Source organism: Streptomyces sp. NPDC020845, from assembly GCF_044334165.1.
Lineage (GTDB): Bacteria > Actinomycetota > Actinomycetes > Streptomycetales > Streptomycetaceae > Streptomyces.
In genome coordinates, this window is the sequence record NZ_JBIRSJ010000004.1 from 291218 (window position 1) to 316159 (window position 24942).

Annotated in this window: 21 protein-coding genes and 1 pseudogene; 9 read left to right on the top strand and 13 right to left on the bottom strand. The window is 70.7% G+C overall.

Annotation, left to right across the window (positions count from 1 at the left end; translation table 11 throughout):
* Positions 1–76 precede the first annotated feature (76 nt).
* From ACH4U7_RS11160 to ACH4U7_RS11180, 5 genes are all read left to right on the top strand, one after another.
* A complete protein-coding gene (locus ACH4U7_RS11160) occupies positions 77–280 on the top strand; it encodes a hypothetical protein (RefSeq protein WP_358635426.1) in 204 nt (67 codons plus the stop codon).
* Between the two features lie 287 nt (positions 281–567).
* Positions 568–1428: a type VII secretion system-associated protein gene (locus ACH4U7_RS11165; protein WP_398527683.1), complete on the top strand. Its 861-nt coding sequence runs from the start codon at positions 568–570 to the stop codon at positions 1426–1428.
* The gene (locus ACH4U7_RS11170; protein ID WP_398527684.1) at positions 1425–1850 is read left to right on the top strand and encodes a hypothetical protein; all 426 of its coding nucleotides are present in this window, start codon (positions 1425–1427) and stop codon (positions 1848–1850) included. The genes ACH4U7_RS11165 and ACH4U7_RS11170 overlap by 4 nt, the downstream gene beginning before the upstream one ends.
* Complete coding sequence (locus tag ACH4U7_RS11175; protein WP_398527685.1) at positions 1847–4963, top strand: hypothetical protein; 3117 nt, start codon at positions 1847–1849, stop codon at positions 4961–4963. The genes ACH4U7_RS11170 and ACH4U7_RS11175 overlap by 4 nt, the downstream gene beginning before the upstream one ends.
* A 42-nt stretch (positions 4964–5005) precedes the next feature.
* Positions 5006–6295 (top strand): RICIN domain-containing protein, encoded by a 1290-nt coding sequence (locus ACH4U7_RS11180; RefSeq protein WP_398527686.1) that lies wholly within the window; start codon positions 5006–5008, stop codon positions 6293–6295.
* Between the two features lie 26 nt (positions 6296–6321).
* Here the strand turns inward: ACH4U7_RS11180 and ACH4U7_RS11185 are convergent, their stop codons facing one another.
* A complete protein-coding gene (locus tag ACH4U7_RS11185; protein ID WP_398527687.1) occupies positions 6322–7275 on the bottom strand; it encodes a trimeric intracellular cation channel family protein in 954 nt (317 codons plus the stop codon).
* A gap of 157 nt (positions 7276–7432) precedes the next feature.
* Between ACH4U7_RS11185 and ACH4U7_RS11190 the strand changes: the two genes are divergently transcribed.
* Positions 7433–8053 carry an L-threonylcarbamoyladenylate synthase gene (locus ACH4U7_RS11190; RefSeq protein WP_398527688.1) on the top strand — a complete coding sequence of 207 codons (621 nt, stop codon included), beginning with the start codon at positions 7433–7435 and terminating at the stop codon, positions 8051–8053.
* 17 nt (positions 8054–8070) lie between these two features.
* On the opposite strand, the gene ACH4U7_RS11195 is transcribed toward ACH4U7_RS11190, so the two are convergent.
* The 9 genes from ACH4U7_RS11195 to ACH4U7_RS11235 form a co-directional block, all read right to left on the bottom strand.
* Entirely contained in the window at positions 8071–9423 is a 1353-nt protein-coding gene (locus ACH4U7_RS11195; protein ID WP_398527689.1) for a PP2C family protein-serine/threonine phosphatase, read from the bottom strand.
* Between the two features lie 208 nt (positions 9424–9631).
* Entirely contained in the window at positions 9632–10588 is a 957-nt protein-coding gene (locus tag ACH4U7_RS11200) for a helix-turn-helix domain-containing protein (protein WP_398527690.1), read from the bottom strand.
* Positions 10589–10766: 178 nt separating this feature from the next.
* Positions 10767–11564 carry a thymidylate synthase gene (locus ACH4U7_RS11205; protein WP_398527691.1) on the bottom strand — a complete coding sequence of 266 codons (798 nt, stop codon included), beginning with the start codon at positions 11562–11564 and terminating at the stop codon, positions 10767–10769.
* 67 nt (positions 11565–11631) lie between these two features.
* Positions 11632–12636 (bottom strand): hypothetical protein, encoded by a 1005-nt coding sequence (locus ACH4U7_RS11210; protein WP_398527692.1) that lies wholly within the window; start codon positions 12634–12636, stop codon positions 11632–11634.
* 48 nt (positions 12637–12684) lie between these two features.
* A complete protein-coding gene (locus tag ACH4U7_RS11215) occupies positions 12685–13971 on the bottom strand; it encodes a TRAP transporter large permease subunit (RefSeq protein ID WP_398527693.1) in 1287 nt (428 codons plus the stop codon).
* Entirely contained in the window at positions 13959–14594 is a 636-nt protein-coding gene (locus ACH4U7_RS11220; protein ID WP_398527694.1) for a hypothetical protein, read from the bottom strand. The genes ACH4U7_RS11215 and ACH4U7_RS11220 overlap by 13 nt, the downstream gene beginning before the upstream one ends.
* Complete coding sequence (locus ACH4U7_RS11225; protein WP_398527695.1) at positions 14591–16723, bottom strand: hydantoinase/oxoprolinase family protein; 2133 nt, start codon at positions 16721–16723, stop codon at positions 14591–14593. Before ACH4U7_RS11225 ends, ACH4U7_RS11220 begins: the two co-directional genes overlap by 4 nt.
* A gap of 71 nt (positions 16724–16794) precedes the next feature.
* Positions 16795–18393: an FAD-dependent oxidoreductase gene (locus tag ACH4U7_RS11230; protein WP_398527696.1), complete on the bottom strand. Its 1599-nt coding sequence runs from the start codon at positions 18391–18393 to the stop codon at positions 16795–16797.
* 53 nt (positions 18394–18446) lie between these two features.
* On the bottom strand, positions 18447–19553 hold the full coding sequence (locus ACH4U7_RS11235; protein WP_398527697.1) for a LacI family DNA-binding transcriptional regulator: 1107 nt from the start codon (positions 19551–19553) through the stop codon (positions 18447–18449).
* A gap of 214 nt (positions 19554–19767) precedes the next feature.
* On the opposite strand from ACH4U7_RS11235, the pseudogene ACH4U7_RS11240 reads away from it, so the two are divergent.
* Both ACH4U7_RS11240 and ACH4U7_RS11245 read left to right on the top strand, forming a co-directional pair.
* Positions 19768–19980 (top strand): annotated as a pseudogene (locus tag ACH4U7_RS11240) (transcriptional regulator); the annotation flags it as partial.
* Between the two features lie 202 nt (positions 19981–20182).
* Entirely contained in the window at positions 20183–20965 is a 783-nt protein-coding gene (locus ACH4U7_RS11245; RefSeq protein ID WP_398527698.1) for a hypothetical protein, read from the top strand.
* Here the strand turns inward: ACH4U7_RS11245 and ACH4U7_RS11250 are convergent.
* Positions 20928–21413 (bottom strand): MarR family winged helix-turn-helix transcriptional regulator, encoded by a 486-nt coding sequence (locus ACH4U7_RS11250; RefSeq protein ID WP_398527699.1) that lies wholly within the window; start codon positions 21411–21413, stop codon positions 20928–20930. The genes ACH4U7_RS11245 and ACH4U7_RS11250 overlap by 38 nt on opposite strands.
* A 112-nt stretch (positions 21414–21525) precedes the next feature.
* Here ACH4U7_RS11250 and ACH4U7_RS11255 point away from each other — a divergent pair, with 112 nt between their 5' ends.
* The gene (locus ACH4U7_RS11255) at positions 21526–22260 is read left to right on the top strand and encodes a dienelactone hydrolase family protein (RefSeq protein WP_398527987.1); all 735 of its coding nucleotides are present in this window, start codon (positions 21526–21528) and stop codon (positions 22258–22260) included.
* Positions 22261–22345: 85 nt separating this feature from the next.
* Here ACH4U7_RS11255 and ACH4U7_RS11260 read toward each other — a convergent pair whose 3' ends face one another.
* Both ACH4U7_RS11260 and ACH4U7_RS11265 read right to left on the bottom strand, forming a co-directional pair.
* A complete protein-coding gene (locus ACH4U7_RS11260) occupies positions 22346–23692 on the bottom strand; it encodes a right-handed parallel beta-helix repeat-containing protein (RefSeq protein WP_398527700.1) in 1347 nt (448 codons plus the stop codon).
* A gap of 54 nt (positions 23693–23746) precedes the next feature.
* On the bottom strand, positions 23747–24790 hold the full coding sequence (locus ACH4U7_RS11265; RefSeq protein WP_398527701.1) for a glycosyl hydrolase 53 family protein: 1044 nt from the start codon (positions 24788–24790) through the stop codon (positions 23747–23749).
* Positions 24791–24942: the final 152 nt, after the last annotated feature.

Here is a 24942-nt window from a genome sequence, read left to right on the forward strand (position 1 = left end):
GTCGACGACTCGGCGACCCTCGCGGGGCCGGACGCGGCGGCGACGGGCCTGGTGGCCGGGCCGGGTCTACGGGCCGATGCAGGAGGACGACACCGCGGCGTTCGAGGCGCTGCTGCCCGGTTTCCGGGCGCTGGACGAGGCGCGGGCGGCGCGTGGCGACCGTTCCCCGCTGACGTGGCGGGGCCTGCGGCAGGCGGTCGGGGTGTACTTCGCCGTGTCCGGGCCCGAGCCGCCACAGGCCACCGATCCGTACGCGCCGGCCCCGTCCACCGCCCCGTAAACCCCTCAGCCGGTGGACGGGAGAGTGCCCGCGCATGTGATCATGCGGGTACCCGATCTCCTCGATGGCTTGTCCGAGGACCGGGAATTGGTGTTCCTCAGCTCCTCCGCCCAGGTGGCCCAGCTCGTACCGGTGAGCAAGTTGCGGGTGAGCCGGGTGGGATGGGCGTGACGCGCCTCGGGGGACGGAGCGGGCACACCGGGCAACCCCGCAGGGGTGCGCCCACATCATCGACCACGCCGAGCATTGCCAGCAGTGAGCCAGTCGGCCCAGTAAGCGAGGACAGCATGAGCGACAAGGGCGCTTCCGCCGCGATCACCCCATCCGAATCGGCCGAACCGTCGGCCGGTTCCGCGGAGTTCGAGTCGGCAGCCGATTCCCCGGCACCCGGGACGTCCCCCGACGGCATGGTGCCCGGGGTGTCCGACGACACCGAAGTTCCGGAACCGCCGGAGGAGTTCGTCAAGGCCGCCAAACTGGCGCCGAACCACTGGCTGTACCTGACCGATCCTGCGTGGCAGGGCGAAGGCCCGCCGCCGGACTGGGCCGTGGTGGGCCAGTGGCGCTCCGACGACGACGGCGAGATCGTGGAGTGGCAGGACAACGAGAGCTACCAGCCCTCCCCGGAAGCGCTCGGCTGGCCCGAGCCCGAGGACGACGTGGACGCCGCCATCCAACTTGCCACCACCGGCTACGGTCCGGCGGAGGATGTCACCGCCGCGCTGGCCAAGGCGGAGGTCGCGGTGCTGGTGACGGCGAACGGCGAACCGGTGAGCGCGTCGGCGCCGGACGGCACGGCGGTGGTCCCCATCTACACCTCGCCCCGCTATCTGCACGCGGCCGGACGTCTGGGGTTCGAGCGGGTGCGGGTGCCCGCGTTCCTGGAGCGGCTTCCGGAGGGGCACAGCCTGTGCATCAACAGCTCCGCCCCGGTCAGCATGGTGATGACCACGGACGGTCTGGCGGACATCATGGCCGCCGCGGCCGAGGGGCCCGCGGAGGAGGCCGGGGCGGAGGAGTCCCAGGTCGAGTGGCCGACGACGGTGGCCCGCGAGGGCACCGCACCGGGGGGCGGTACTGCGGCGCCCCGCAGCAAGCGCGTCACCGACGTACAGCTGCCGGACTCCGGCGAGGGCGAGAGCCGTTGACCGAGGCGGACGACACCGCCAAGCGCCGCCGGAAGGCTTCGCCGGCCAGTCCTGTGGTGCGCCGGTCGGTCACCCTGGCCGAGTCGGTGGGCGAGTTGTCAGGGCCGCTCGCCCAGCAAGAGAACAGTGCGACAGCAAGCGAGGACACGATGAGTGAGCCCAACGGCGAGGCCACCACCCCGGCCACCACTGCCGCCACGGTTGACCCCGCGCCGCCCGAGTTCGCGGTGGTCGGCCAGTGGCGCTTCGACGACATCCCGATCTACACCTCGCCCCGTTACCTCCACAGGACCGGCCCGCTGGGGTTCGAGCAGACGGACGGGGGCGAACGGGCCGAAGCGGTTCAGGCCGAAGCCACATCGGCCGGTGCCCGAGAAGCCGGTGCCCGCGAAGAACGAGAAGAACGAGGAGGACAGGCGTGAGCCGTTCCGGGGGCGCCAGAGCGCGCTGGTTCAGCGGGCGGGGCGCCCGAGCCCGTACCGGGCCTGCCACCGACCCCGCGCCGTCCGCTCCCGTCACCACGCTGGAGCGCCCCGAGGGCGGCGGGCGTGGCGGGGCGCTGCTCGTCGAGGAGCACGACGGTGTCATGCTGCTCCGCTCCCCGGCCGACGACACGCTGTCCACCTCTGACGTCGCCGACTTGGTCCGGGCCCTTTCCGCCGAGCCGGGACGCACCGTGACGGTGGTCGCCGGGGCCGACGCGTCGTCGGCCGGTGAGCTGTGGCCGCGGCTCGGCGGGGTGCTCGACTCGCTCCGCTCGGACGGCGTCGGAGTGGTCCGGCTGGTCCTGGCGGCAGCGGGCGACGACCGGCCGGACGAGCCCGCCGTGGCCCGCCGGATCGCCGACGCCTGGGAGATCGAGGTGATCGCCCCCGACGGCGTCGCTGTCGTGGTGCCCGGCGGCGGTCTGTTCGTACCGGAGCGGCGCTCGGGCCGGGGCGGCGAGCGTGGCGGTGGCGAGCGTGGCGGATGGTGGCGCTTCGCGCCGGGGGCGGAACCGGTGCGGATCGGTTCGCGCCAGCCGGCCCCGGCGTGGCAGCCCGCGGTCGAACACCTGCCGGCCGGCACCTCCGGCGGATACGCCGTCGAGCAGATCCCGGCGGGCGTGCTGGTCCGGTCCCGCGACGCGAACCCGCCCCGCCCCGACGACCTCTGCTACGCCGTACCGGCCGACCCGCGCGGCCCCACCGTGCTGCTGGGCGCGCCACAGGACGAGGACGTCCCGGCGGGCGACCTCACCGAACTCCTCACCGCCCTCCCCGAGGCCGTCAGGCCCCGCGTCCGGCTCGCCCCTGGCGGCCCTCGGGACATCCTGCGCACCAGCCAGTCGGTCGCCGACTCGCTCGGCGTCGAACTCCTCGTCCGCACCGGCATGCCGCTGATGTCCTACGGCAGCCCGACCGAGCCCGGCACGGTGCGGTCCGTGCTCGTCGGCGCCGATGGCGCGCCCCGCTGGCAGCCGTTCGTGGACACCGTGGTGTGCGCACCGGCGCGCGAGGGCGAGACCGCCCCGAGCCCCCGACTGTCGCGCTGGAGCCCGCCCGTTCCGGGCTGCGGCAGCGCGGAACACGGTGCCATACGCCTCTCCGCGCAGTGGCGTGTCACGGTCACCCGGGCGGGCCTGTGGATCACGGACACCGAGAGCGAGCCGCCACCGGCCACCGCCCGCGCGGTGGACCCCGAAGGACCGGCGATCGAACTGGGCCATCCCGGGCAGCCGATCGACGCGACGCTGTACCCCGTGCTGGCCAAACTGCTCGGCGGACTCGGCGCCGACGTGTGCGGCAGGGCCAGGCTGTTCGTGCTCGGTACGTGCGCGGACGGCGGCCGCGAACTGCGCCGCGCAGCCGCGGAACACGGCCTGCGCACGCTCCGCTTCGGGGCCGGCCTCGCGCCCGCCAGGCCCGAGGCGCGGCGTCCTGCCCCGGCCGAGTCCGCCCAGGCGCCGACGGAGCCCGGCCCTGCGCCGGTCGCGTCCGCCCCGGTCGCGGAGGCGGAGCCTGAGCCGGACCACGGGCGCGATCCGATGTCCCTGGGAACGCTCCCCGAAGCCACGCCGCAGGAAGCCACGCTGCCGGAAACCACCGAGGATCCGCGTCCTGTGCTCCCACCGACGCGACCGTCGATGGTCAGCACGGCGTCGGCCCCGGTCGCGGCCGCGGCCGCGCGCGACACCTCCGCCGCGTCCGCCGCATCCGGGGCAGGGGCAGGGCCCGGGCCGGAGTCCTCCAGGCTGCGAGCGGGCGGCCCGGGCCCGAGCAGGCCGCCGGGCTCCGGCCGCGCACGGGACCCCGAGCAGCCCGAACCCCCGGGAGCGGGAGGCCCCTTGCGGAGGGGGAGCGGCACGCCCCCACGCCCGATGGAACTGGACGCCATCCCGGCCCTGCTCCGGTCGCAGAGCCCGCCCGACGGTGCCGGAGACGGGGACAGCGCCCCGTCGGCATCCCCCCTGACCTGTCGGCCCACCCAACCGGGTACCCCGGTGTCGCGCCCATCTCAGGGCCCGGCCCCCCAGGTGACGCGGAACACCCCCGCGACCCCGGCCACGCGGACCCCGCCGGCGAGCCCGGAGCCCTCGGAGCCACCGGCGCTTGTCGAGCCACCGGCGGCCCCCGTACCCCCGGCGGCCTCACGGTCCACCACGGTGCCGCAGTCCACGCAGGCGCCCCCGTCGGCCACGGCGCCCGGGCCCACGACTCCCGTGACCCTCGCGACTCCCGAGCCCCCGGCCGCTCGTACGCCGTCCGTGCCCCTCCGGCCGCTGCCGCCGGTTCCGTTCCTGCCGGGGCACGTCAGCACGGAGGCCGAGCGGACCGCCTTCCGGGCGCTCGCGGACGCGGTGTGGGAGCGGCACAGCGCCGCGGTCACCCGCGCCCTCACCCGGATGCCCGCGCTGCGCGGGCCGGAGCAGGAGGCGGCGCGCATCGACCTGATCGCGCTCCACGTGTACCTGGACACCTCGTACGGCCCCGACGCCCCCGATGTCCCGGACACCACGGCCGCGCCGCTGAGCCATGCCGCGCTCGCCCGCGGCATGCGTACGGGCGACGAGCGGCTGCTGCCGTACGCCGCCTGTGTGGCCTCCGCGCTGCGGCGCCTGCCGTCGTACCGGGGCCTGGCGTGGCGCCGTGCCCATGAGGCGGACGGCGGGCTGGTCCCCGGAACCCTGCTGCGCGACCCGGCGCCGGTGTGTGCGCTGCCGCTGGGGGCCGGGGCGCCGCGCCCTGCCGGCGCGCAGTACGCCATCTGGTCGGTCACCGGGCGCCGCACGCGCCAGCTGACCGGCCGCCCCGGCTCCGCATCCGGCGGGGACGAGGTCGTCTTCGCCCCCGGGACGCTGCTACGGGTGCTCGATGTCCGCGACACCGTCGGCGCCCCGCTGGTGCTGCTGCGAGAAGTACCCACCACCGCGTCCTCCCCGTCCGCCGCGGCGGCGGTACCGGAGGACACCGGGCTCGATGACCACGACCGTGCCGCACTCGACCGGCTGGACGAGGCCCTGCGCCGCCACCGGCCGACTGCCACTCATGGATGACATGAACGGATACCAGGAGACATGATGCCAAGTCAGGAATCAATGAACCCCAAGGGGCCCGCGGTGCGCCGCGCCGTCACCCTGCCGGGCACCGCCGGTGCGCCCGATCCCTCCGCGCTGGCACCGCAGGGTGCGGAGCGTACGGAGACCGGCGCGGCTGCTGCCACGGGTGCCGCGGTCGAAGCGGGCACCGCCGAGCAGCCGAAGGTCTCGCTGAACGAGCCCGCGTCGGCTGGTGAGTCCGTTGAGTCCGTGACGCCGGGCGCGGCGGGGGCCACCGCGGAGTCCACCGGGGCCACGGCGGCGTCCGCGGCCGGGGTGCCGGACACTTTGGCGGCCCCGGACGTACCGCCCGCCGAGGCCGACGGCCACGCGGACGGCCACGGATCCGCCGAGGGTATGGCGTCGGCCGAGGGCGATTACCCCCCGGGCGCCGACACCGGGGTCGGCGAGGAGGACGAGCCCCCCTCGGGCCGACCCACCAAGGCGCTGCTCGCCGCCGCCGCCATCGCGGGCGCGCTGCTGATAACCCTGCCGTTCCTGGCCTTCGGAGCCGATGACGACGATGACAAGACCGAGGCGGCGCCCGAGCCCACCTCGGGTATGACGGTCCCGAAGGCCGAGGAGAAGGGCCCCGGTACCTACACCGCCCAGTCACCCGCGCCGTCCCCCCGCAAGGAGAGCAAGTCCCCTTCGCCGGCGGCGAAGCCCCGGTCCGAGCCGAGCAGCGAGCAGCCGAAGTCCCGGCCTGAGCCTGAGCCCGAGCCGAGCAGCGAGCAGCCGAAGCCTCGGACAAAGAAGGTGGCCTCGGCCGGGAAGTCCTCTGTGATCGCGCCGGACCAGCGTACGAACTTCCAGCTCAAGAACGTCACGACCGGCCGGTGCGCGGACCTGCCCGGCATGGGCAAGGGTAAGCTCGACGGCCCGGTCCTGCAGCATGACTGCCTTAACAACTGGGACGCGGACAACCAGGTCTGGGACTTCGTCCTGGCACAGAAGGACAAGGGACCCGGCGGCCGCGATCTCGTCGTGATCAAGAACAGGAAGAGCGGCCTGTGCCTGGATTTGCCCGGCCGTGGCGGCCAGCCGGACAGGACCGGGCTCAACCAGACTTACTGCAATCTCACGCTCCAGGACAACCAGCTGTGGTGGGTCGAGAACCTGGGCGGCAACCGGACGTTCTGGATCCACAACTACGCCAGCGATCAGCGGTGCCTGGAAGTGTGGGGCGAGAAGCCCGACTTCGGCGGCAACGACGCACGTCTGGGCGTCTACAAGTGCTCTCCCACTGACGACCACGTGTGGCGGCTGATGTCCAACGACGAGTCATAACGGTCCGGCTGCGGCCCCCACGCGGTCTACTGACCCTGTGGGGGCTGGTCCCTTTCCTGCTGATCTTGTTGCGAGGAGCGAAGGAGGACGAGCCGTGGGTCCGGGGCCGGGCCCGGGGCCTCGGCCAGAGGCAGGACACGGTCCCCGGGACGGGGGGACGCCTCCGCACCGATCTGCGGCAGTCTGACCGTTTCGGTTACCGAAAGGGGCTGCGTGCTCGTATCGCCTATGCGGAGGTGCAGCCTGACCGTGTCGTTGCCTATGGACGATGCCGCTGCGGAGCCCGGGGCCGGGTGCGCCGTCACCGGCTGTTGCCGCATGCCCGCGAACGGATTGCGCCAGAAGTGGGAGCGTGGGGTTCGCCAGTTGTAGCGCAGGGCGAGGAGCCGCAGTCCGAAGGCGAACAGCGAGGTGCCGATGGCGGTGGCGGCGTTCAGCGCTTCGGTCTTGTACAGCACGGCGGCCAGGGTCGCGCCGGCGAGGGCGGGCAGCGCGTACAGATCGCGGTTCCAGCGGAGCAGCGTCGGCTGTTCGAGGGCGAGGAGCTGGGCGAGCACGCCACCGCCGACGGCGCTGGCGCAGCCGAGCGTGACCGCGGCGGGAATGTTGAAGCCGTGGTCGAGCGCCTTGGTCGTGCCGGTGACGCTGAAGAGTCCGAGCGCCGCCGCGTCGGAGATGTCAAACAGCCTGGCCTCGCCCACTTTGTCGTCATGGCGCAGCCGGTGTCCGAAGTACACGATCACCGCCGCGCCCCAGGGCGCGAAGAAATAGCCGAGATCGGTGAAGGCGACGGGGGTGACCCCGAGCACCAGGTCACGGAAGACGCCGCCGCCGAGGCCCGCGGCCTCGCTGAGAATCACCGTGCCAAAGATGTCGAAGTCCTTGCGCACCGCGAGGAACGCCCCGGAAAGGGCGAAAGCGAAGATGCCCAGGAGATCCATCACATACTGGACAGCGCCGCTCAGTTCCGCGATCGGCATCGGTCTGGAGCTCCCTGAGAGATGGTCAGCTTTTCGCTGCTGAAAGCGGTCGGACAGGCGGACAATAATACGAAGACGTTGTTGCAGATTGCTTGTCGCCGTGGCCTGCTGGAAACGCCGCGGCTGAGACCGCGGCCGCGTGACGTAGGCTCGGCGGATGGCGAAGTATTTCGACGTGCATCCTGAGAATCCTCAAGCGCGCACCATCGGCAATGTGGCCGACAGGATCCGCTCCGGCGCGCTCGTCGCGTATCCGACGGACTCCTGTTTCGCGCTGGGATGCCTGATGGGCAATCGTGAGGGCATCGGCCGGATCCGGTCGATCCGGAACCTCGACGACCGTCACCACTTCACCTTGGTGTGTCAGAACTTCGCGCAACTGGGTCAGTTCGTGCACATCGACAAAGACGTGTTCCGCGCGATCAAAGCGGCGACGCCCGGCAGCTACACCTTCATCCTCCCCGCGACGAAGGAGGTACCGCGCCAGTTGCCGCACCCGAAGAAAAAGACGGTTGGCGTTCGGATCCCCGACCATGCCGTTGCCCAGGCCTTGCTCGCCGACCTCGGTGAGCCACTGCTGTCCAGTACGTTGCTCCTGCCCGGCGAGGACGAGCCGATGACGCAGGGCTGGGAGATCAAGGACCGGCTCGACCACGTGGTGGACGCGGTGGTCGACTCGGGAGACTGCGGCACCGAGCCGACCACGGTCATCGACTTCTCCAGCGGCGAAGCCGAGATCGTGCGCCGAGGGGCGGGCGACACGGCGCGGTTCGAGTAGCCGCGGCGACGCTTGGCCTACTCGGAGTCGGTTGTGCGGGGCGCGGAGCGCGGTGTACGGAGGGCGAAGATGGCCATATCGTCGTGGCCGTCGCTGGGGTGGTGGTCGGCCAGGGTGTCCACGAAGTCCTGCAGGGGCAGATCGGCGTGGGCGGTGGCGAGGTGGGCAAGTTCGGCCAGGCCCTCGTCGACGGTGCGGGCGGGGTCTTCGATGAGCCCGTCGGTGTAGAAGACCACGGTGGCGCCCGGCGGCAGGGGGTGGGTGTGGTCGGGGCGGTGCTGTGCGGTGTTCACGGCAAGTGGCAGGCCGGGCTCGGCGTGGAGGTATTCCGCCTGCCTGTCAGGGCTGATCAGCAGCGGGGGGAGGTGGCCGGCGCTGCTCCAGTGCAGCCTCCAGCCGCCGTCCGCAGGTTCGATGCGGGCCAGGCAGGCGGTGGTGACGGGCAGGTCGGTGATGGCGTGCAGGGTGCGGTCGAGCTGGTGCAGGACGGAGCTGGGCGGGGTGAGGCGGTCGTAGAGCAGGGCGCGCAGCATGCTGCGCGCCTGGGCCATGGCGGCGGCCGCGCGCAGGTCGTGGCCGACGACGTCGCCGATGATGACGGCACAGGTGTCCTCGGGCAGCCAGAGGGCGTCGTACCAGTCCCCGCCGAGGCGGCCGGGGGTGGGGGCGGGCCGGTAGGTGGCGGCGCCGGTGAAGGGGTGCAGGTCGGGCAGGGTGGGCAGCAGGAGGCGTTGGAAGTGTTCGGCGCTGTCGCGGAGGTGTTCGAAGAGGCGGACGTTCTCGATGGTGATGCCGGCGGCGCCGGCCAGGGCGACGACGATGTCCTCGTCGTCGTGGTCGAAGGCTTGCCCGTCACGGCGTTCGGACAGGTAGATGTCGCCGTAGATCTGGCCGCGGACGCTGATGGCGACGCCGAGCAGGGTGCGCAGGCGGGGGTGGCCGGGCGGGAACCCGGCGGAGGCCGGGTGGGAAGGGATGTCGTCGACGAGCAGCGGTTCCGGGTTGCGGATCAGATGTCCGAGAACGCCGAGCCCGCGGGGAAACTCGATGTCGGCCAGGTCGGCGCGTTCGGAGGCCGACAGGCCCGCCGTGATGAACTGGCTCAGTTGTTCACCGGACTCGTCCAGCACCCCCAGCGCTCCGTAGCGGGCGCCGACCAGGTCCATGGCGGTGGTGACGACGCGGTGCAGCACCGCGTACAGATCCGTCTCCTGGCTGATGGCCAGCACCGCTTCCAGCAGGCCCTGCAGCCGCTCCTTGGCCGTGGCCAGTTCCCGCAGCTGTGCGGCGATCTGCTCCACATGGTCATCCAGCCGCGGCTCGAAGTCGGGAACGCACGGCTGTTCAGGTTCCTCCCCTGCACCTGCCATGGTCGACCTCAGCCTCCTCACCCGGCCGCTTTGGCCTGCGGCACCGTTCCCTCAAGGTGCCGGCGGCCCTCCTTCGCCCCCCAACGCCCTTCACCGGCTCCGGCACGCACCCACCGTCTCCTGACACGGCCGTGATCAACCCTCACAGGGTGACGCGACCAAACAGCCCAACCGACCTATTACACCGAAAGCGGCATGTCGCACACCGTCATGACAGTGCGGTCTGCCGGAGCTCTCTGGGCGCCACGCCGTACGCGGCGCGGAACGCGCGGCTGAAGTCCGCCGGGCGTACGAATCCCCACCGGGCGGCGATGGCGCTGATCGACCGCCGCCGCAGCCGGGGGTCGGTGAGGTCGGCGTGGCAGCGTTCCAGGCGGCGCCGGCGTATCGAGGCCGCCACGGTCTCTCCCTGCTGCCGGAAGAGGGTGTGCAGGGAGCGCACGGAGATGTGGTGGTGTGCCGCGATGTCCGCCGGTCCCAGGTCCGGATCGTCGAGGTTGTGGTCGATGAAGGCGTTGACGCGGGCGAGCATGGCCTGCTGGCGGGTCTCGGCCGGAAGGTCGTCGTAGGCTCCGAGGTGCTGGGCCAGGCAGGCGCCCGCCAGGTCGAGCGCCATCGCGCCTAATCGGCTCAGGTCGCGCGGGTCGCAGTCGGGGCCGTAGGCGTCCAGTGTGGTCAGGAACCGGGCGAGAATCGCCCCCATGCCGGTGCGGGCCGACAAGGGCCGGGCGAGGAGCCGGTGGACCTTGTCCGGCCGAAGCGGCAGCTCCTCGCGCGGCAATTGCACGATGAGTACCTGGGTGTGGCGGCCTCTGTCGGGCACCGCGCCTTCGAACGGATGCGACAGGTCGAAGAGCACCATGTCGCCGAGGACCAGCCCGGAGTCCTGGCGCCGCTGGCTGATCCACAGCGGGGTGCCGGAGACGAAGGTCAGCTGGTACGTGCTCGGGTCGGACCGCCGGATGTCCGCCCAGGTGCGTCTCGGATACGCGGGCGGGCTGTTGAACGTGGCCACCCGTACGGAGCCGAGGTCCAGCACCGAGGCCGACGCGGGGAAGCCCCCCACGGGGTTCGCGCTGCTGATGGTGAGCGGTGCCAGCTCACGGGAGACCAGCTCACCCCAGAAGGACAACTGCTCCTCCGCGGGCAGTTCCTCGTTCGACACGTTCAGCTATATTCCGCCCCCCGGAATCGCCGCTCCGATAACCCTGTCGTTACTACGGTGCGCCTCGGAGGGGTTGGCCACCCGGTGTGGGTGGCAACATCGCAGGTCAGGGGAGGGGCGAACGGCGGACAATGCCGATTGTCCGCGGACGGCCTTCAGCCTTTCAGCGGCCGGCTGCTTACACCGCGACCGGGGCTTTGATGGCCGGGTGGTGTCGGTAGTCGAGCACTTCCACATCGGCGTAGGCGTATGCGAAGAGCGAGTCGGCTTGGCGCAGACGCAGCCTGGGGAAGTCGAACGGGGTGCGCGAAAGCTGCTCGGTGACCTGCTCGATGTGATTGTCGTAGATATGGCAGTCGCCGCCGGTCCAGATGAAGTCACCCGGTTCGAGGCCGGCCTGCTGCGCCACCATGTGGGTGAGCAGGGCATAGCTGGCGATGTTGAACGGGACGCCGAGGAAAAGGTCCGCGCTGCGCTGGTACAGCTGGCAGGAGAGCTTGCCGTCGGCGACGTAGAACTGGAAGAGGGCGTGACACGGCGCGAGAGCCATCTCGGGCAGCTCGGCGACGTTCCAGGCGGAGACGATCATCCGGCGGGAGTCCGGGTCCCGGCGCAGCGTGTCGAGAACCTGGCTGATCTGGTCGATATGCCTGCCGTCCGGAGCGGGCCACGAGCGCCACTGGGCGCCGTAGACCGGCCCGAGCTCGCCGTTCGCGTCGGCCCATTCGTCCCAGATGGTGACGCCGTGCTCCTGCAGCCAGCCGACGTTCGAGTCGCCTCGCAGGAACCACAGCAGTTCGTACACGATGGATCTGAGGTGCACCTTTTTGGTGGTGATCAGCGGGAACCCCTGCGAGAGGTCATAGCGCAGTTGGTGCCCGAAGACACTTCGGGTGCCGGTGCCCGTCCGGTCGGCTTTGGCCGTCCCGGAGGTGAGCACCAGCCGCAACAGGTCTTCGTACTGGGTGTCCGCCACGGCCGTCGAGTCTACGTCGGCTGTGCGCTGTCCGGCGGACAGCGCACAGCCATGAGGTGGGTCCGGGCTATCCCCGTGCCACCGCGATCGCGCCCTTGAGCCGTTCCCCCGCCTCGTAGATCATGTACGGCACTCCGCCGTCCGTGCCGAAGGAGGGGGCCGCGGCCCGGCCGTTCTCGGGTGCCGATGAGCGGGAGTTGTAGAAGACGCCGAGGTGCTTGCGGAGCGAGAAGTCCTTCCCCACCTCGGTGATCATGATGTCGCCGCCGCTCGTCTTGTCCTTGTTGTAGACCACGTACGCGGAGCCGTTGCGCGTGAGCAGGTGGGGGCCGCCGACGTTGATCGCGCCGACGTCGGAGTGGCGCACCAGCGGCGTCTGGGCGAAGGTCCAGTTGCGGCCATCCGCGGACCAGCCCCAGCCGATGTCCCGGTGGTCGGTGGTGTTGTTGGTCATGAACAGCATCACGTAGCGGGCGCCGCGAGCGGGCAGGTCGTACCGGAAGACCCTGGCGTACGACGTCTCGGTGGTGCCGGCGGGCATCATGGACGTGTTCAGGACCACCTTGTCGTAGGTGAAGTGGATCCCGTCCTTCGAGCGGGCGAGGCGGGTGGTGGTGTTCTCGCCGTGGAAGTACAGCCAGAACTCCTTGATGTCCTCCTTCCACAGCACGTGCGGCGAGGAGACATGGCTGACCGAGTAGTGCGAGTCCCACTTGTTCGACACGATCGGGTTCGCCGGGTACTCGGTGAACGGGCCCTCCAGCGAGTTCCCGTAGGCGAGGCAGATGCCACCGGGCGCGTCGTGCGGCGCGTAGTAGAGGTAGTAACGGCCGAGCGGTGAGGCCAGCTTGTCGTAGACGCCGCGCACGGTCGGGAAGATGATCTCGCCCGTGGGGTTGTACTTCAGCTGCGACGGTGTCAGCAGCGTCCGTGCGTAGGTGTAGTCGGGGAAGCCGCCGGGCGCGGCCGACGCGGACTGCGTCGACAGGCTGCCGAGGGTGAGCGCGGCGCCAGTGGCGGCGGTCGCACGGAGGAACATACGACGGTCCGGGCCGGACTGTGGCTCTTGCATGGTCGGCTCGCTCCTGAAGTCGGTTGTCGTCGGAAGGGCATCAGGGCGTCACAGCTGGGTCGCGGCGGTGACGCACAGGCCGCCGAGCGCCACGGCCCATACGTACGGCAGTGTCCGCACCATCACCTGCTGCGGTGAGACGCCCGCGTACTGGGCGCTCCACACCGTCTGGGTGCTGGTCGGGTCGGCGACGCCGAAGACCTGGTTGTACGAGGTGGCCATGCCGAGGACGGCGGTGGCCGGGTAGATACCGGTGGCGATGAGGACGCCCGCGATGCCGGCGCCGAGGCCGAAGACATTCAGCGGGCCGCGGTACAGACACAGCGGCACCAGGAGCGTGAAGACCAGCACGAACAGCACCGCGTTCTGTGGGCTGACCGCCTTGACCAGCGGCTCCAGCGCGTCGACGGCGCCGGGCAGCTTCACCGCGGCGAGCAGGATGCCGATCGCCACGAAGAGTGTGATCGGAGCCGCCGCCACCTCGAAGCCGCCGTACAGAGTGCGCAGCAGGCGGCGGTTCATCTCGCGTGGCGGCGTGGTCGTCACCAGCGCGTACACCACCCCCGCCAGCAGTGAGGGGATGATGGCCAGTTCGAAGCCGAGGGCCAGGACGAGCGGCACCACCGGTGTGAGGAGCGCGTACCACGGGGCGTCCCCGAGCAGCTGCCGGCGGCCGCGTGGCTTCGACTCGCCCCGTACCGAGGTGAGCGACCACGTGTGCTCCACGCCCCGCCGCCGCGACTCCACCAGGACGTACGCGACCGCCGCCACCAGGGCGAACGGGAACAGCTTCAGCATGAAGCCGCGCACGGTGTTCACGGGCAGTTCCAGCGCCGTGGAGAAGAACTGCCACACCGGCAGCTCGAAGGGGATACCCACCGCGATGCCCATGAGGATCGTGCCGGCGGCCGTCACCTTCGGGATGCCCACCGCGATCATGGCCGGGATCCCGATGAGCCCGGCGAGCATCGCCGCGGGCGCGGAACCCGTCACCGTGCCCACGAGGGCCGACACCGCGAGGACCCCGAGCGCCACGAACACCGGCCGGTCGCCGCCGAATTCGACGATCTTACGGACCAGGGTGGCCGCGATGCCGGTCTCCTCCAGGAGCTTGCCGAGCCACGAACCGAGCAGGATCGCGATCATCGTGGCCGCCAGCGCGGGCGCGCCCTCCTGGAGCACCGTGTCGAGCACGCTGTTCTTTCCGGTCAGCGGCGCGCCCGCGGCGAACGCGATCGCCACGGCGAGCAGCACCAGCGCGAACGCGGTGGGCAGCCTGCGGGTGAGCATGGCGGCGACACCCGCCGCCATGAGGAGCAGAATCACGACACCCATCGATCACTTCTCGCTTTCGGACACCTCTGGTTTTCGGAACATGCGGCGGCCAGCGCCTCAGTGAGCAGCAGGGGGCTGCGGCCCAGGCCGCAGGCGGCGCGGGCGTAGGCGTGCGCGGCGAGTTCGTCGGCGCCCGCGACATGTGCGTAAAGACGGCGCCGCCCGAGCCGCAGCGCGGTGTGGCCGAGGGCCCGCTTGAACTCGGCCCGGACGTGCGTGTGATGGAGCCAGGCGTGCGCCTGCTCATGGGCGAGGGCCGCGGCCAGCACCGACCCCGCGGGGAACCAGTGCCGCCAGCCGCGCTCGACGACAAGCCGTTCGGCGCGGTCGACCGTGTCGACGTACACCTCGACCACCGGCGGCCGCGACCGGTACCGGGCCAGCAGCCCGGCGGCGAGCCCGCCGTCCCGCTCGACCACTCGGACCGGCGCCGGATCGGGGGTCATCCGGCGTCCGAACTCCTCGGCCGCCTCGGCCCATCGGCGCAGGAGCAGGGGATCGCGACCCTCATGCGTGGGAGTCCCCGCGAGAAGCCGCACGGCGAGGTCCAGGTCGTGGCCGAGGTGCACGTCGTGGCCGAGGCCCAGGTCGTGGTCAAGGCCGTGCTCCTGGTCGCCGCTCATGCGCGGGACTCCACGACCGCGACCACCCGCTCGTCCGCCGCGCGCGCACGCAACTCGCTGCGGGCCAGCGCGAGCAGGGCCCCGGGTTCGAGCACCCCGGACAGATCCGCGATCCGGCCGCCCACCAGCAGGCGCACCGCGGGCGCCCGCACCCCGCCGTCGCCGTACGAGGTGGCGTCCCGTACCAGCGAGGCGAGGGCCTCGCCGGCCGCGCCCACGGTCGTCGTCTCCACCCGCGCGTCGGACACCCCGAGCCGCACCACCCCGTCCGCGTCCACGACCCGCACCGGCCGCCGCAGTGCGCGCAGCCGACGACGCACCTCCGTGCCGTACACCGTGTACGCGTCCGTGCCGGCCAGGATCTTCACCCGCGTCTCCTGCGCCTTGAGGCTGGCAGCGGCCACGCGCAGCCGCTCGGCGTCATCGGCGCGGTGCGCCCGGTCCTGTGTGCGCAGTTCGGTCGCGCCGGTGGCGACGGCCCGTACGGTGCTGGTCTGCGGGTCGACCGTCACTTCGACCTCGACGCCGTCGGCCGCGGCGCCCTGGGCGACGACCGCGCGCTCGGCCTCGGCGCGCACGGCGAGGATCTGCTCCTGGGTGGCGCCGGGGATGATCCGCTCGACCTGTTCGCGGACCAGCGCGAGCGCCACCCCGATTGGGCTGATGACCTCGTTGTGACGGGCGATGCGTCCTTCCAGACCGGCGGCCCGGGCCAGGTGCGGGGTCACCGCTGCCGCTCCGCCGCCCCCGCCCACCAGGACGGCGGTCTCCCGGTCGAGCCGGTAGTCGCGGATCATCGCGTCCACGACCGTCCGCACCTGCGCGGTCCCCGCGTCCAGCACGGCCCGCGCCGCGCCCGCCACGTCCATGCCGAGCATGGCGGCCGGCGGGGCGAGCGCCTCCCGTGCCACCTCCGGGTCACAGCGCGCGAAGTCGCCCTCGGGGACCCGGCCGAGTGCGTTCGCCGCGCATGTCATCGTCACGGCGAACCGGCCGCCCGCCGCGTCCAGGACCAGATAGTCGTCGGGGTCGCCGTCCATCGGCCGCACCGTGGTGACCTTCGCGTCCCGCAGCTCGTCGAGCGAGGCGAAACAGGCGTAGCGAAGCCCGGCGATATGCGCGCTGCGTGGACCGACGCCCGTGACCTTCCCGCCGGAGACACGCACCATGGACCCGCCGCCGACGCCGACGGTGCGCACATCCAGGGCGTTGAGATACGACGCCTTACCGAGGATGGTCGCGTGCCGCACGGCCACCTTGCCGCGTCGCACCACGCTGATGTCCGTCGACGTGCCACCCGTCTCCAGGAACACTCCCTCGCTGATCCGCTCCTGCATCAGCGCGCCCGCCACTCCCGCCGCCGGCCCCGACAGGACCGTCAGCAGCGGGCGGCGCCGCATCTCGTCCAGCGACATGACACCGCCGTCGCACCGCATCACCATCAGTGGTGCCGTGACCCCTGCCTTGGTGATGGAGGAGTCGACGAGATCGGCCGTGGCCAGCATGCGCGGCAGGATCGCCGCGTTCACCACGGCGGTACGGGTCCGCTTGTGCAGCCCGTACAGCGAGGTGATCTCGTGTGCCGCGGCGACCGGCAGTCCGGTTGGCCGCGCCGCGTCGAGGACGGCCTGCTCCCCTTCGGGCCTATCCACCCCGAACGGCTCGGTGGCGACGAGGACTTCAGCACCCTCCTCCTGCACGCGGGTCACGGCGGCCCGTACCGCATCGCTGTCGAACGGGTCCGCCACATGCGCGTACACCAGCGGGAGCCGCTTGCCCGGGGCGAGTTCGAGCTTTCCGAACGTGGCGAGGCGCCGGGTGAACACGGCACCCGCGCCCGTGCCGATCCCGAGGAGCCCGACCGTCGCCACATCACCTTCCAGGAGCGCGTTCGTGGCCTGGGTCGTGCCATGCGCCAGGAACGTGACCTCGGCCGGGGTGCGCCCGACTTGTTCGAGGAGACGGTCGAGCGCCTGGACGATGCCGTGCGCGACGCCGTCCTCATGGTGGTGGCTGGTGGGCACTTTCACCTGGCCCACGAGTTCGAGTGTTGCGGCATCGACGGCCACGGCGTCCGTGAACGTGCCGCCCACGTCGATTCCGACGCGGACGCGACGGTCAGGGGGCATGTCAGGCACCTCCTTGTGCGTTGACGTACGTATGGGTGCTGAAGGGGGCCGGTGTCGCTGAAGGGGGCCGGTCAGTAACCGCGGACGTCGGGCCAGCGCCTTTGCACGCCCGCCCGGTCCAGCACCCGGCCGAACTCCTCGAACCGCTTGTCCTCCGCCTGCACCTGGTGCGGCTCCACGTCCTCGGCCAGGCAGTGCGCGGCGAGCGCGCCCGCGACCTCGCCGACGTTCCACTCCACGGGGTGCAGGCGGTAGCAGCCGTTGGTGATGTGTGTCGTGCCGATGTTCTTGCCGGCAGGCAGCAGGTTCCGCACTCGGCGCGGCACCAGTGCGCCCAGCGGGATCTCGAACGGCACCGATCCGATGTCGATGTAGGTGTCGCCGCCGGTCGAGGGGTGCAGGTCGATGCGGTAGCCCCCGACGCCGACCGAGTCCCGGTAGTGCTTGGTGCCGTACGGTCCCACGACGTCGATGTTGACGTCCTGCTCGACGATGGTCGTCACCGCCTTGATGCGCCGCGACTCGCGTACGTACGCCGCCTTGGCGAGTCCGTCCGCCGTGCCCGTCACATCTTGGCGGATGCGCAAGCCCTGGAACCCGGTGCCGCCGTCCGCCCGTGGCGCCTCGGTCTGCAGCCAGTACAGGACGGACAGCGACAACTGCCGTGCCTCGCGCAGCGCCTCGGCCTGCCGACCGACATAGGGCTTCAGCCAGTAGTCGTTCAGCGGCCAGTTGACCAGCGTGATGTCCGAGTCGAAGGCTCCGGGCCGGTGCAGCTTGCGGGCCAGGATCCGGCGGAAACCCCACAGCTCCTTGTCCCCGGCGTCCGCGCTCTGGTCCGCGCTGACGGCCAGCGGATCCAGCTCGGGGTTGGGTATGAACGAGCGGGGGACGGGCTCCAGGGTACGCGGGTCGGGAGCCTGGAACCCGAGCAGCGGCCCCGGCCAGAAGTCGGGACGGTACGCGCGCCAGAAGTCATAGTCCTCGGGCCGGTCGATCGTGTGGTTCTCGCCCTCGTGGTGCGAGAGCGCGAAGCACACCGTGATGCCCTGTTGGTTGCCGGGCTCCGCCTGGGCGGGGGCGTGCGGCTCTTCGAACTCGGCGTGCCCCTCGGCCCCGCTCGCATGCTCCACACCGGCCAGTTCGAGCAGCTCACCGGTCTCGGTGGCGTCGATGACGTAGGGCGCGGCGACGATGCGCAGGGTGCCGCCGCGCAGGTCCCGTACGGTGACGGCCGTGATGGCATCGTTGTCGTGCTCGGCGGAGACGGCCCGGTGCTCGGTCAGCACGGTCAGCAGCCCGGACGCCCGGTGCGGTGCGAGCATCGCCTCCAGGACCGCGAGCGCTACGCGCGGCTCGTGGCACAGTTTACTGACCCGCCCGGCGCCCGGATTGAGCTCGGTGAGCCCGAGCGCTTCGCCCCGCAGCGGATACCACTGCCGGTAGTAGGCCCGGATGCCTTCGCGTAAGGCCCGGTACGTCGCCGTCGTGCCGAACCGCTCCACCCACGGGTGCTCGTCCGGCGGCACCGCCTGCGCCGTCAACTGTCCACCGATCCAGTCGGTCTCCTCGGTCAGCACGACGCGTCGGCCCGCCCGGCAGGCGGCGAGCGCGGCGGCGACTCCGCCGAGGCCGCCACCGACGATCAGGATGTCCGGCTGAGGTACCACAGTGCTCCTTGTGATCGCGCCTGAACTTCGCTCCGCTGTCCTGGAGTCGGTGGCTACGGTGGCTGGATGGGCGGTCCCGCCGTCTCGCCGGCGCGGAACTCGCAGGTCACCAACGGTTCCCGCGCCTCCTCGCCCGCCACGAGCGCGGCGAGCAGCCGGACGGCCGCGGCGCCGAGCCGGTGCCGGGGGATGTCGAACCCCATCGGTACGGGCCGGGCAGTGAGGTCGGCGGGCGGGCTCCCGAGCAGCCCCAGCGAGACGTCGCCCGGGCAGCTGAGTCCGGCCTCCCGGACGGCGGTGATCAGCGCCCGCCACGCAGCCCCCGTGTCCGTCTCCTCGGCCACGAACGCGGTCACCCCGTCGGCGACCAGGGTCCGCACCCGCTGTGCCGTCAGCTCACGCATGGGGTCGCCGCAGCGCAGCACCGCACCGGGCCCGCCCGCGATGCCCGCCGTCGCCAGGCCGTCGAAGAAGCCCTGCTGACGGTCCGTGGACGGGGGCGCGTCGTCGTCCTCCCGTACGAGCACGATCCGTCGGTGCCCCAACTCGGCCAGATGGACCACGACTTCACGGCTGGCGCTGACATAGTCGGCGCCGACCCAGGCCAGCCCTTCCAGCTCCTCGCGACGGCCCAGATGCACCACCGGAAACCCGTCGGCGACGAGCCGCTTCAGTTCGGCGCGCGGTACGTGCCGGCCGAGGAACAGGCACCCGTCGGCCAGCCGCACCCGGCTCAGCGCCTCCGGTCCGACGGCGCTCGCGCCACCGGTGCTCGACCCCGTGAACAGCACCAGGTCGTAGCCCTGCGTCGCCGCTTCCTGCTCCACACCCACCAGGAACGGGTAGTACGAGTGCTGTACGTCGGTCGGGAAAGTGGCGGTGAAGCTGAAGACACCGAGCAGGTTGTTGCGGGCCGCCGCCAGCCGCCGGGCTGCCGGGTCCGGCACGTAGCCGAGACTGCGGGCCGCGTCGAGGACGCGCTGCCGTGTCTCCTCGGAGATCGCCGCCGCTCTGCCGTCGCCGCGCGCCGACAGGACCAATGACACCGTCGCCTGGGACACCCCGGCGAGCCCGGCCACCTCGGCCTGCCGCGGCCGTGAGGTACGGCTCGCGGACGCCGGGTTCCGTCCCGGTCTCGCCCGCTTCTTCGGCTGATCCACCCCTGGCGTCCCCTCGCTCACCGATCCGTTAATGCGCATTAGTAATACGCATGAATGCACTCTGACGTGACCCCCACTTCCCGTCAAGAGCCAGGACGGGGACCATCCCTACGGGCACTGTCATGCGACGTATGAAATTGCCAATCTTGGCAATTGGTGAGGTCGTCACCACTGGACTCCGGGGAGGGAGCGGCACGGTGAGAGCGCCGCTGTTGCGCATCTCTCCCAGCAGCTGGCCGTGCTGTGCCGGGCGAACCTGGTCGTGACCCGCAAGGAGGGCTCGACCGTGTACTACGCGCTGACCAGTCCGCACGTTGCGGAACTCCTCCGGGTGGCGCGCACCATTCTGTCCGGGGTGCTGGCCGGGCAGGCCGAGTCGCTGGCCGACCTCCGGGCCGCACAGGAGGAGGCGAGGCCGCCGTCGTAGCGACGGCACGGCCTTCGGCCGGCGAAAGCACTGCGGAATGAGGCAAAGCGTAGGGAAAGTGTCGTAACGCTGGTCGTGCAGCGGCCGTTGGTCCCCCGCAGACGAGTCTCACCGCGTAAGGAGAGGTTCATGGGCCTGTTGCGCAAGATCCGCACCACCGGTCGGGTGGCCGAGCCCGCTCGAGGCCCAGCGCGCCCGCGCGATGCTCCTGGAACTGGAGCGGATCCACAACCACGTCGCGGACCTCGGCATGCTCTGCAACGACATCGGCCACGGCATCCTCAACGCCCACGCCCAGCGCGTCCGCGAACAACTCCTGCGCCTCAAGTGCGAGATCACCGGCCACCGCCTCCTGCGCGGCGGCGTCGTCCCCGGCGGCGCCCACCTGCGCGCGCTGCCCGACCCCGCTGGGCTGAAGGCGATCGGCGAGGACATCCGAGAGATCACCGGCCTCGCGCTCGGTCACTCCACCGTCCGTGACCGCTTCACCGGAACGGCGATCCTCAAGGCCGACGCCGCCCGCGCGATCGGCTGCCTCGGCTATGTCGCCGGGGCGAGCGGGCTCGTCGGCGACGCCCGGGTCAGGCACCCCTTCGCGCCGTACGACACCCGCCTCGACGTGCCCGTACACGACAGCGGTGACGTCCTGGCCCGCTTCCTGGTGCGCGCGGAGGAAATCGACACATCCCTCGGCCTGATCGAGCACTTCGCCCACGGGCTGCCGACCCCCATGGCCCTGCCGACCCCCATGCCGCTGCCGGCGCCCCCACCGGCGCCCGGCGCGGGACCTCGTACCGGGGTGGGCCTCGTGGAGGGCTGGCGCGGCACCATCGCCACCCGCGCCGAACTCGCCCCGGACGGGACGCCGGCCCGCCCCAAGCCGGTCGACCCCTCCTTCTTCAACTGGCCGGCCTGCGCCAGCGGCACCGAGATGCCACCACACGGGGTCAGGAGGTCCGGGTGTGGTGGTCCAGCAAGCGGGTGAGCAACTGCACGAACTGGTCGCGTTCGGCAGGACTCAGCGGCGCGAGCAGTTCGTCGTGGAGGTCGTCCAGGACCTTGTCGAGGCGGCGTAGGTGACGGCGGCCCTGAGAGGAGATCGTGATGATGTTGCGGCGCTGGTCGTCGGGGTCCGGGGCCCGCTCGACGAGATGGCGTTCGGCCAGTTCGTTGAGCACGCCGACCATGTCGCTGCGGTAGATGCCGGTGCGTCTGCTCAGCGTCGCCTGGCTGGCGGGCCCGTGATCCTGCAGCGAGGCGAGTACGGCGTAGTGCCACTTGCGGGCGTCGGCCTGGGCCAGCCCTTCGTTGATCAGCCGGTCCGAGCGCGTGGACAGCTGTGACAGCAGGCGGCTCGCCCGTCGACGCAGTCTGTCGGGCGTCGTCCTGGGCGCGCCGTCGCCGGGCACGTTCGCGGCTTCGGCTCTGGTCATGGCGCTGATCCTATCGATTGCGCTAGTCCGACTAACGATGTACGTTCGCCCGTGCCGACCTCGTTAGTCCGACTAACGTTAGTCGTGCGAACTCTCGGAAGGAAGATCCGTCATTCCCACCAAGACACTGCAGATTCCCACCCCTGACGGTCAGGCCGACGCTTTCGCCGCTTTCCCCGACGGCGGCGGGCGGCACCCTGGGGTGCTGATGTACGCGGACGGCTTCGGCATCCGGCCCGTGCTGCGGGAGATGGCCCGCGAACTGGCCGGGCACGGGTACTACGTGCTCGTCCCCAACTTCTTCTACCGGCACGGTCCGGCACCGGTGATCGAACTTCCCGAGCACATCGGAGAAGAGGTCCGGCCCGCGGTCTTCGCCCAGCTGATGCCCTTGATCGAGGCGCACACCGCCGAACGTGTCCTGAGCGACGCCGACGCCTATGTCAGTTTCCTCACCACCCAGCCCGAGGTCGGCGCCGGGCCGGTCGCGGTGACCGGCTACTGCATAGGCGGCCTCCTGGCGATGCGCACCGCCGCGGCCCACCCCGGCCAGGTGGCCGCCGTCGCCGCATTCCACGGTCCCGTGGGCGCCGACGGGCCCGACCTCTTCTCCAAGCTCACCGCCGAGGTCCACCTCGGCCACGCCGAAGGCGACATGACACCCGAAGTCCTCGGCGAGCTCAACCAGGCCCTGGATGCCGCAGGGGTCGGCTACACCTCCGAGATCTACCCCGGCACCGTCCACGGCTTCACCATGTCCGACACCGACGCTTTCAGCGTATCCGGGCTGCAGCGCCACTGGGACCGTCTGCTCCCCCTCCTGGACCGCACCCTGGCCAACGGCTGAGGCTCCGGCTCGGAAGCGAACAGCTGACGTCGAGCCGGGCACCGCGGTCGCGGTGCCCGGCTCGACGAGGTCCGTCGTGAGAGGTTCAGGAGGCTTCGAAGGCACCGAGATCCGGCGCCTGCCCGCTGTAGGGCAGACCGACGTTGACGCCTTTGTCGATCAAGGCGCTGTTCGCCGCGAGGCGGAGGTTGCGCAGTACGGGCAGGCTGCCGTCGGTTTGGCGGGCCGCATCCCAGCCGGATGTCGACACGCTCTGGAACTGCCCGTCCGACAGGGCGATGCCCAGGTTCCAGGAGTTGTACGTGGCGCTGGTGCCGCTCATGTTCGAGGTCAGGGTGCCGGTGTAGGCGATGTTGTTACGGAGGTTGCCCCGGCCGACGGCGGCGCCGCTCGAGTCGACTCCCAGCATGTTGAAGTCGGGGTGGTTGCCGTAGCTGGTGTTGTTGAAGAAGTCGTTGGCGAGCGGGTGGTGGTTGGCGTAGAAGCCCGCCGCCTTGTTGGCGAAGGCCGCGGAGGTGCGGACGGTGTGCTTGACGGCTCCGGCGTCGTAGTCGCCGCCGTAGCCCCCCGCCTTGAACCCGTTGCCATTGCCGGAGCCGGTGGTGGTTCCCGGTATGTATCCGTTCCGCCATGCCCAGGAGTTCTCGATGGTCACGGACGAATAGGCGTTGATGAGGTCGAAGCCGTCGTCGGAGTTCCACCATGCACGACATCCTCGGAACACGTTCCCGGGGTTGTTTGCGGAGATGTGCGCACCGAATCCGTCGGCATTCTCGCCGGCCCCACCGGAGCTGTTCGGGTCGTAGTTGTCGTGCGAATCCGAGTCGAGGACGAGGTTCCCTCCTCCGCTTTGAATGAACAGTCCTGGGCCCATGTGGTGATGGGTGTTGATCTGTTCAAAGGTGTTATTGCTCCCGGAGATCCAGATCCCCCAGGACTCGTGGTTCAGATTGTTGTTCTGCGGGACGCCGGTGACTTCCAGCCCCTTGATGTGGATCCAACTGCCGGTGACATCGAAGCCCTTGATCCGGCAGTCGTCCGTCATGCGCGAGAAATTGAAGACCGGTTTTTCCCCGGGGTAGGCCAAGTAGTGGATCTGATTGCCTGAACTGCCGCTTTTGTTCAGGGTGATCGCGTCGACCCGGTCCGTCTGGCTCTTGCAGCTGTTGATCCCATGCGTATAGGAGTACGTGCCGCCCCGGAAATACACCGTGTCGCCCGCCCCGACGACGGACTGCGCATGGGCGATCGAGGCCCAGGGGGCCGCCTGAGTTCCCGCGGCGCTGTCGCTGCCGTTCGGGGCGACGTAATAGACATTTCCGGCCGCCGCGCTGCTTGTGGCTGCCGAGCTGGGGGCGATGGTGAGGGGGGTCAGGAGGAAGGTGACGGCCGAGACCAGGAGGGCAGGCGTCACGCGGGAGGCGGATTTCATCGCTCGCTCCAGATGGTTGAGGAAACTCCTGGCGCAACGAGAACGTTCCACGTGTCAGAGGAAGCCGTCCATGGCCGCCGTCGGGCGCCGACTGCTGTCGTCCCAGGCCGAGCTGTTGTAGCTGTTGAACGAGGGGTAGCCCTCGGGTTCCCAGAAGAAGGTGCCCAGGCCGCCGAAGCCCTGCAGCCCGGTGATGAACGCCCGCAGTGAATCGCGCACCTGGGTGGGTTTGCCCACCGGCCCGCCGTACTCCACCTGCATGACCGGCTTGCCGTAGCCGGACTGGATGGTCTGCATATTGGCCAGTACGCCGGGCACGTTGCCGCCCTGCGCATACGAGGACAGGCCGGTGATGTCCCACTTCCCGCCGTTGTCCCGGTAGGCGTTGAGGAAGTTCTGGACGCCGCTCAGGTTCTGCGGCTGGGCCAGATGCACCAGCACCGGGGTGCTCGGGAAGACCTTTTTGGACATGTCGTACGCGGCGTTCAGCAGGCCCGTCATCTGAGCCGGGCGGCTGAGACTGCCGACCGGTTTGCAGATTCCGGAGTTGGTTTCGTTGCCGATCTTCACCCAGGCGGGAGTGACGCCGTAGTACTTGATGACGTTGCACGAGTGGTAGACGTAGTCGTACATGGCGTCGAGCATCTGGCTGTAGTCCATGGCGGCCCAGGCGGCCGGCGGATTCTGCACACCGGCCGAGTTCCAGGTGTCGCCGAAGTGGAATCCGATGAGGACCTGCATGCCGGCGTTCTTGGCCCGCTGGGCCAGCTGCGCGGTCTCCTCGATGCTGCAGTGCCCGTTGGCGGGATCGCTGGAGGGGTTCACCCAGGTCCGCAGGCTGACCGCGGTGATGCCGTACCCCTTGAGGATGGCGAACAGATCCTGCCGCACTCCGGCGCTGTTGTTCCAGTAGTAGCCGTGTGCCTCCATCTGTGGCATCCAGCTGATGTCGGCGCCCCGGACGAACGCTGCGGCCTGCGCCTGCGCGGGGGCGACGGCGGCTCCGAGCGCCACCGTTCCGGCACCGGCCGCGGCGCCCAGCAGTACGGTTCGGCGGCGTACACCACCTGGCCGTCGCTCACGTTCCTGTCTCTCCATCTTCCATACCTTTCTCCGGTAATTGACGGACATGACGCACGTGCGAGCAGCCGTTCATATGCAAAGAAGGCAGGTGCATGACAATTTCATGCGGTGAATCACTGTGGCGCATTCGAATCACTGAGCTACAGATTGCTGCATAATGCTGCGCT

What these genes read in the sequence shown, in the direction of transcription:
- ACH4U7_RS11160 (WP_358635426.1), top strand. Translation starts at nt 77, where the DNA reads ATGCAGGAGGACGACACCGCGGCGTTCGAGGCGCTGCTGCCCGGTTTC.
- ACH4U7_RS11165 (WP_398527683.1), top strand. Translation starts at nt 568, where the DNA reads ATGAGCGACAAGGGCGCTTCCGCCGCGATCACCCCATCCGAATCGGCC.
- ACH4U7_RS11180 (WP_398527686.1), top strand. Translation starts at nt 5,006, where the DNA reads ATGAACCCCAAGGGGCCCGCGGTGCGCCGCGCCGTCACCCTGCCGGGC.
- ACH4U7_RS11185 (WP_398527687.1), bottom strand. Translation starts at nt 7,275, where the DNA reads ATGCCGATCGCGGAACTGAGCGGCGCTGTCCAGTATGTGATGGATCTC.
- ACH4U7_RS11190 (WP_398527688.1), top strand. Translation starts at nt 7,433, where the DNA reads ATGGCGAAGTATTTCGACGTGCATCCTGAGAATCCTCAAGCGCGCACC.
- ACH4U7_RS11195 (WP_398527689.1), bottom strand. Translation starts at nt 9,423, where the DNA reads ATGGCAGGTGCAGGGGAGGAACCTGAACAGCCGTGCGTTCCCGACTTC.
- ACH4U7_RS11210 (WP_398527692.1), bottom strand. Translation starts at nt 12,636, where the DNA reads ATGCAAGAGCCACAGTCCGGCCCGGACCGTCGTATGTTCCTCCGTGCG.
- ACH4U7_RS11215 (WP_398527693.1), bottom strand. Translation starts at nt 13,971, where the DNA reads ATGGGTGTCGTGATTCTGCTCCTCATGGCGGCGGGTGTCGCCGCCATG.
- ACH4U7_RS11220 (WP_398527694.1), bottom strand. Translation starts at nt 14,594, where the DNA reads ATGAGCGGCGACCAGGAGCACGGCCTTGACCACGACCTGGGCCTCGGC.
- ACH4U7_RS11225 (WP_398527695.1), bottom strand. Translation starts at nt 16,723, where the DNA reads ATGCCCCCTGACCGTCGCGTCCGCGTCGGAATCGACGTGGGCGGCACG.
- ACH4U7_RS11245 (WP_398527698.1), top strand. Translation starts at nt 20,183, where the DNA reads ATGCTCCTGGAACTGGAGCGGATCCACAACCACGTCGCGGACCTCGGC.
- ACH4U7_RS11250 (WP_398527699.1), bottom strand. Translation starts at nt 21,413, where the DNA reads ATGACCAGAGCCGAAGCCGCGAACGTGCCCGGCGACGGCGCGCCCAGG.
- ACH4U7_RS11260 (WP_398527700.1), bottom strand. Translation starts at nt 23,692, where the DNA reads ATGAAATCCGCCTCCCGCGTGACGCCTGCCCTCCTGGTCTCGGCCGTC.
- ACH4U7_RS11265 (WP_398527701.1), bottom strand. Translation starts at nt 24,790, where the DNA reads ATGGAGAGACAGGAACGTGAGCGACGGCCAGGTGGTGTACGCCGCCGA.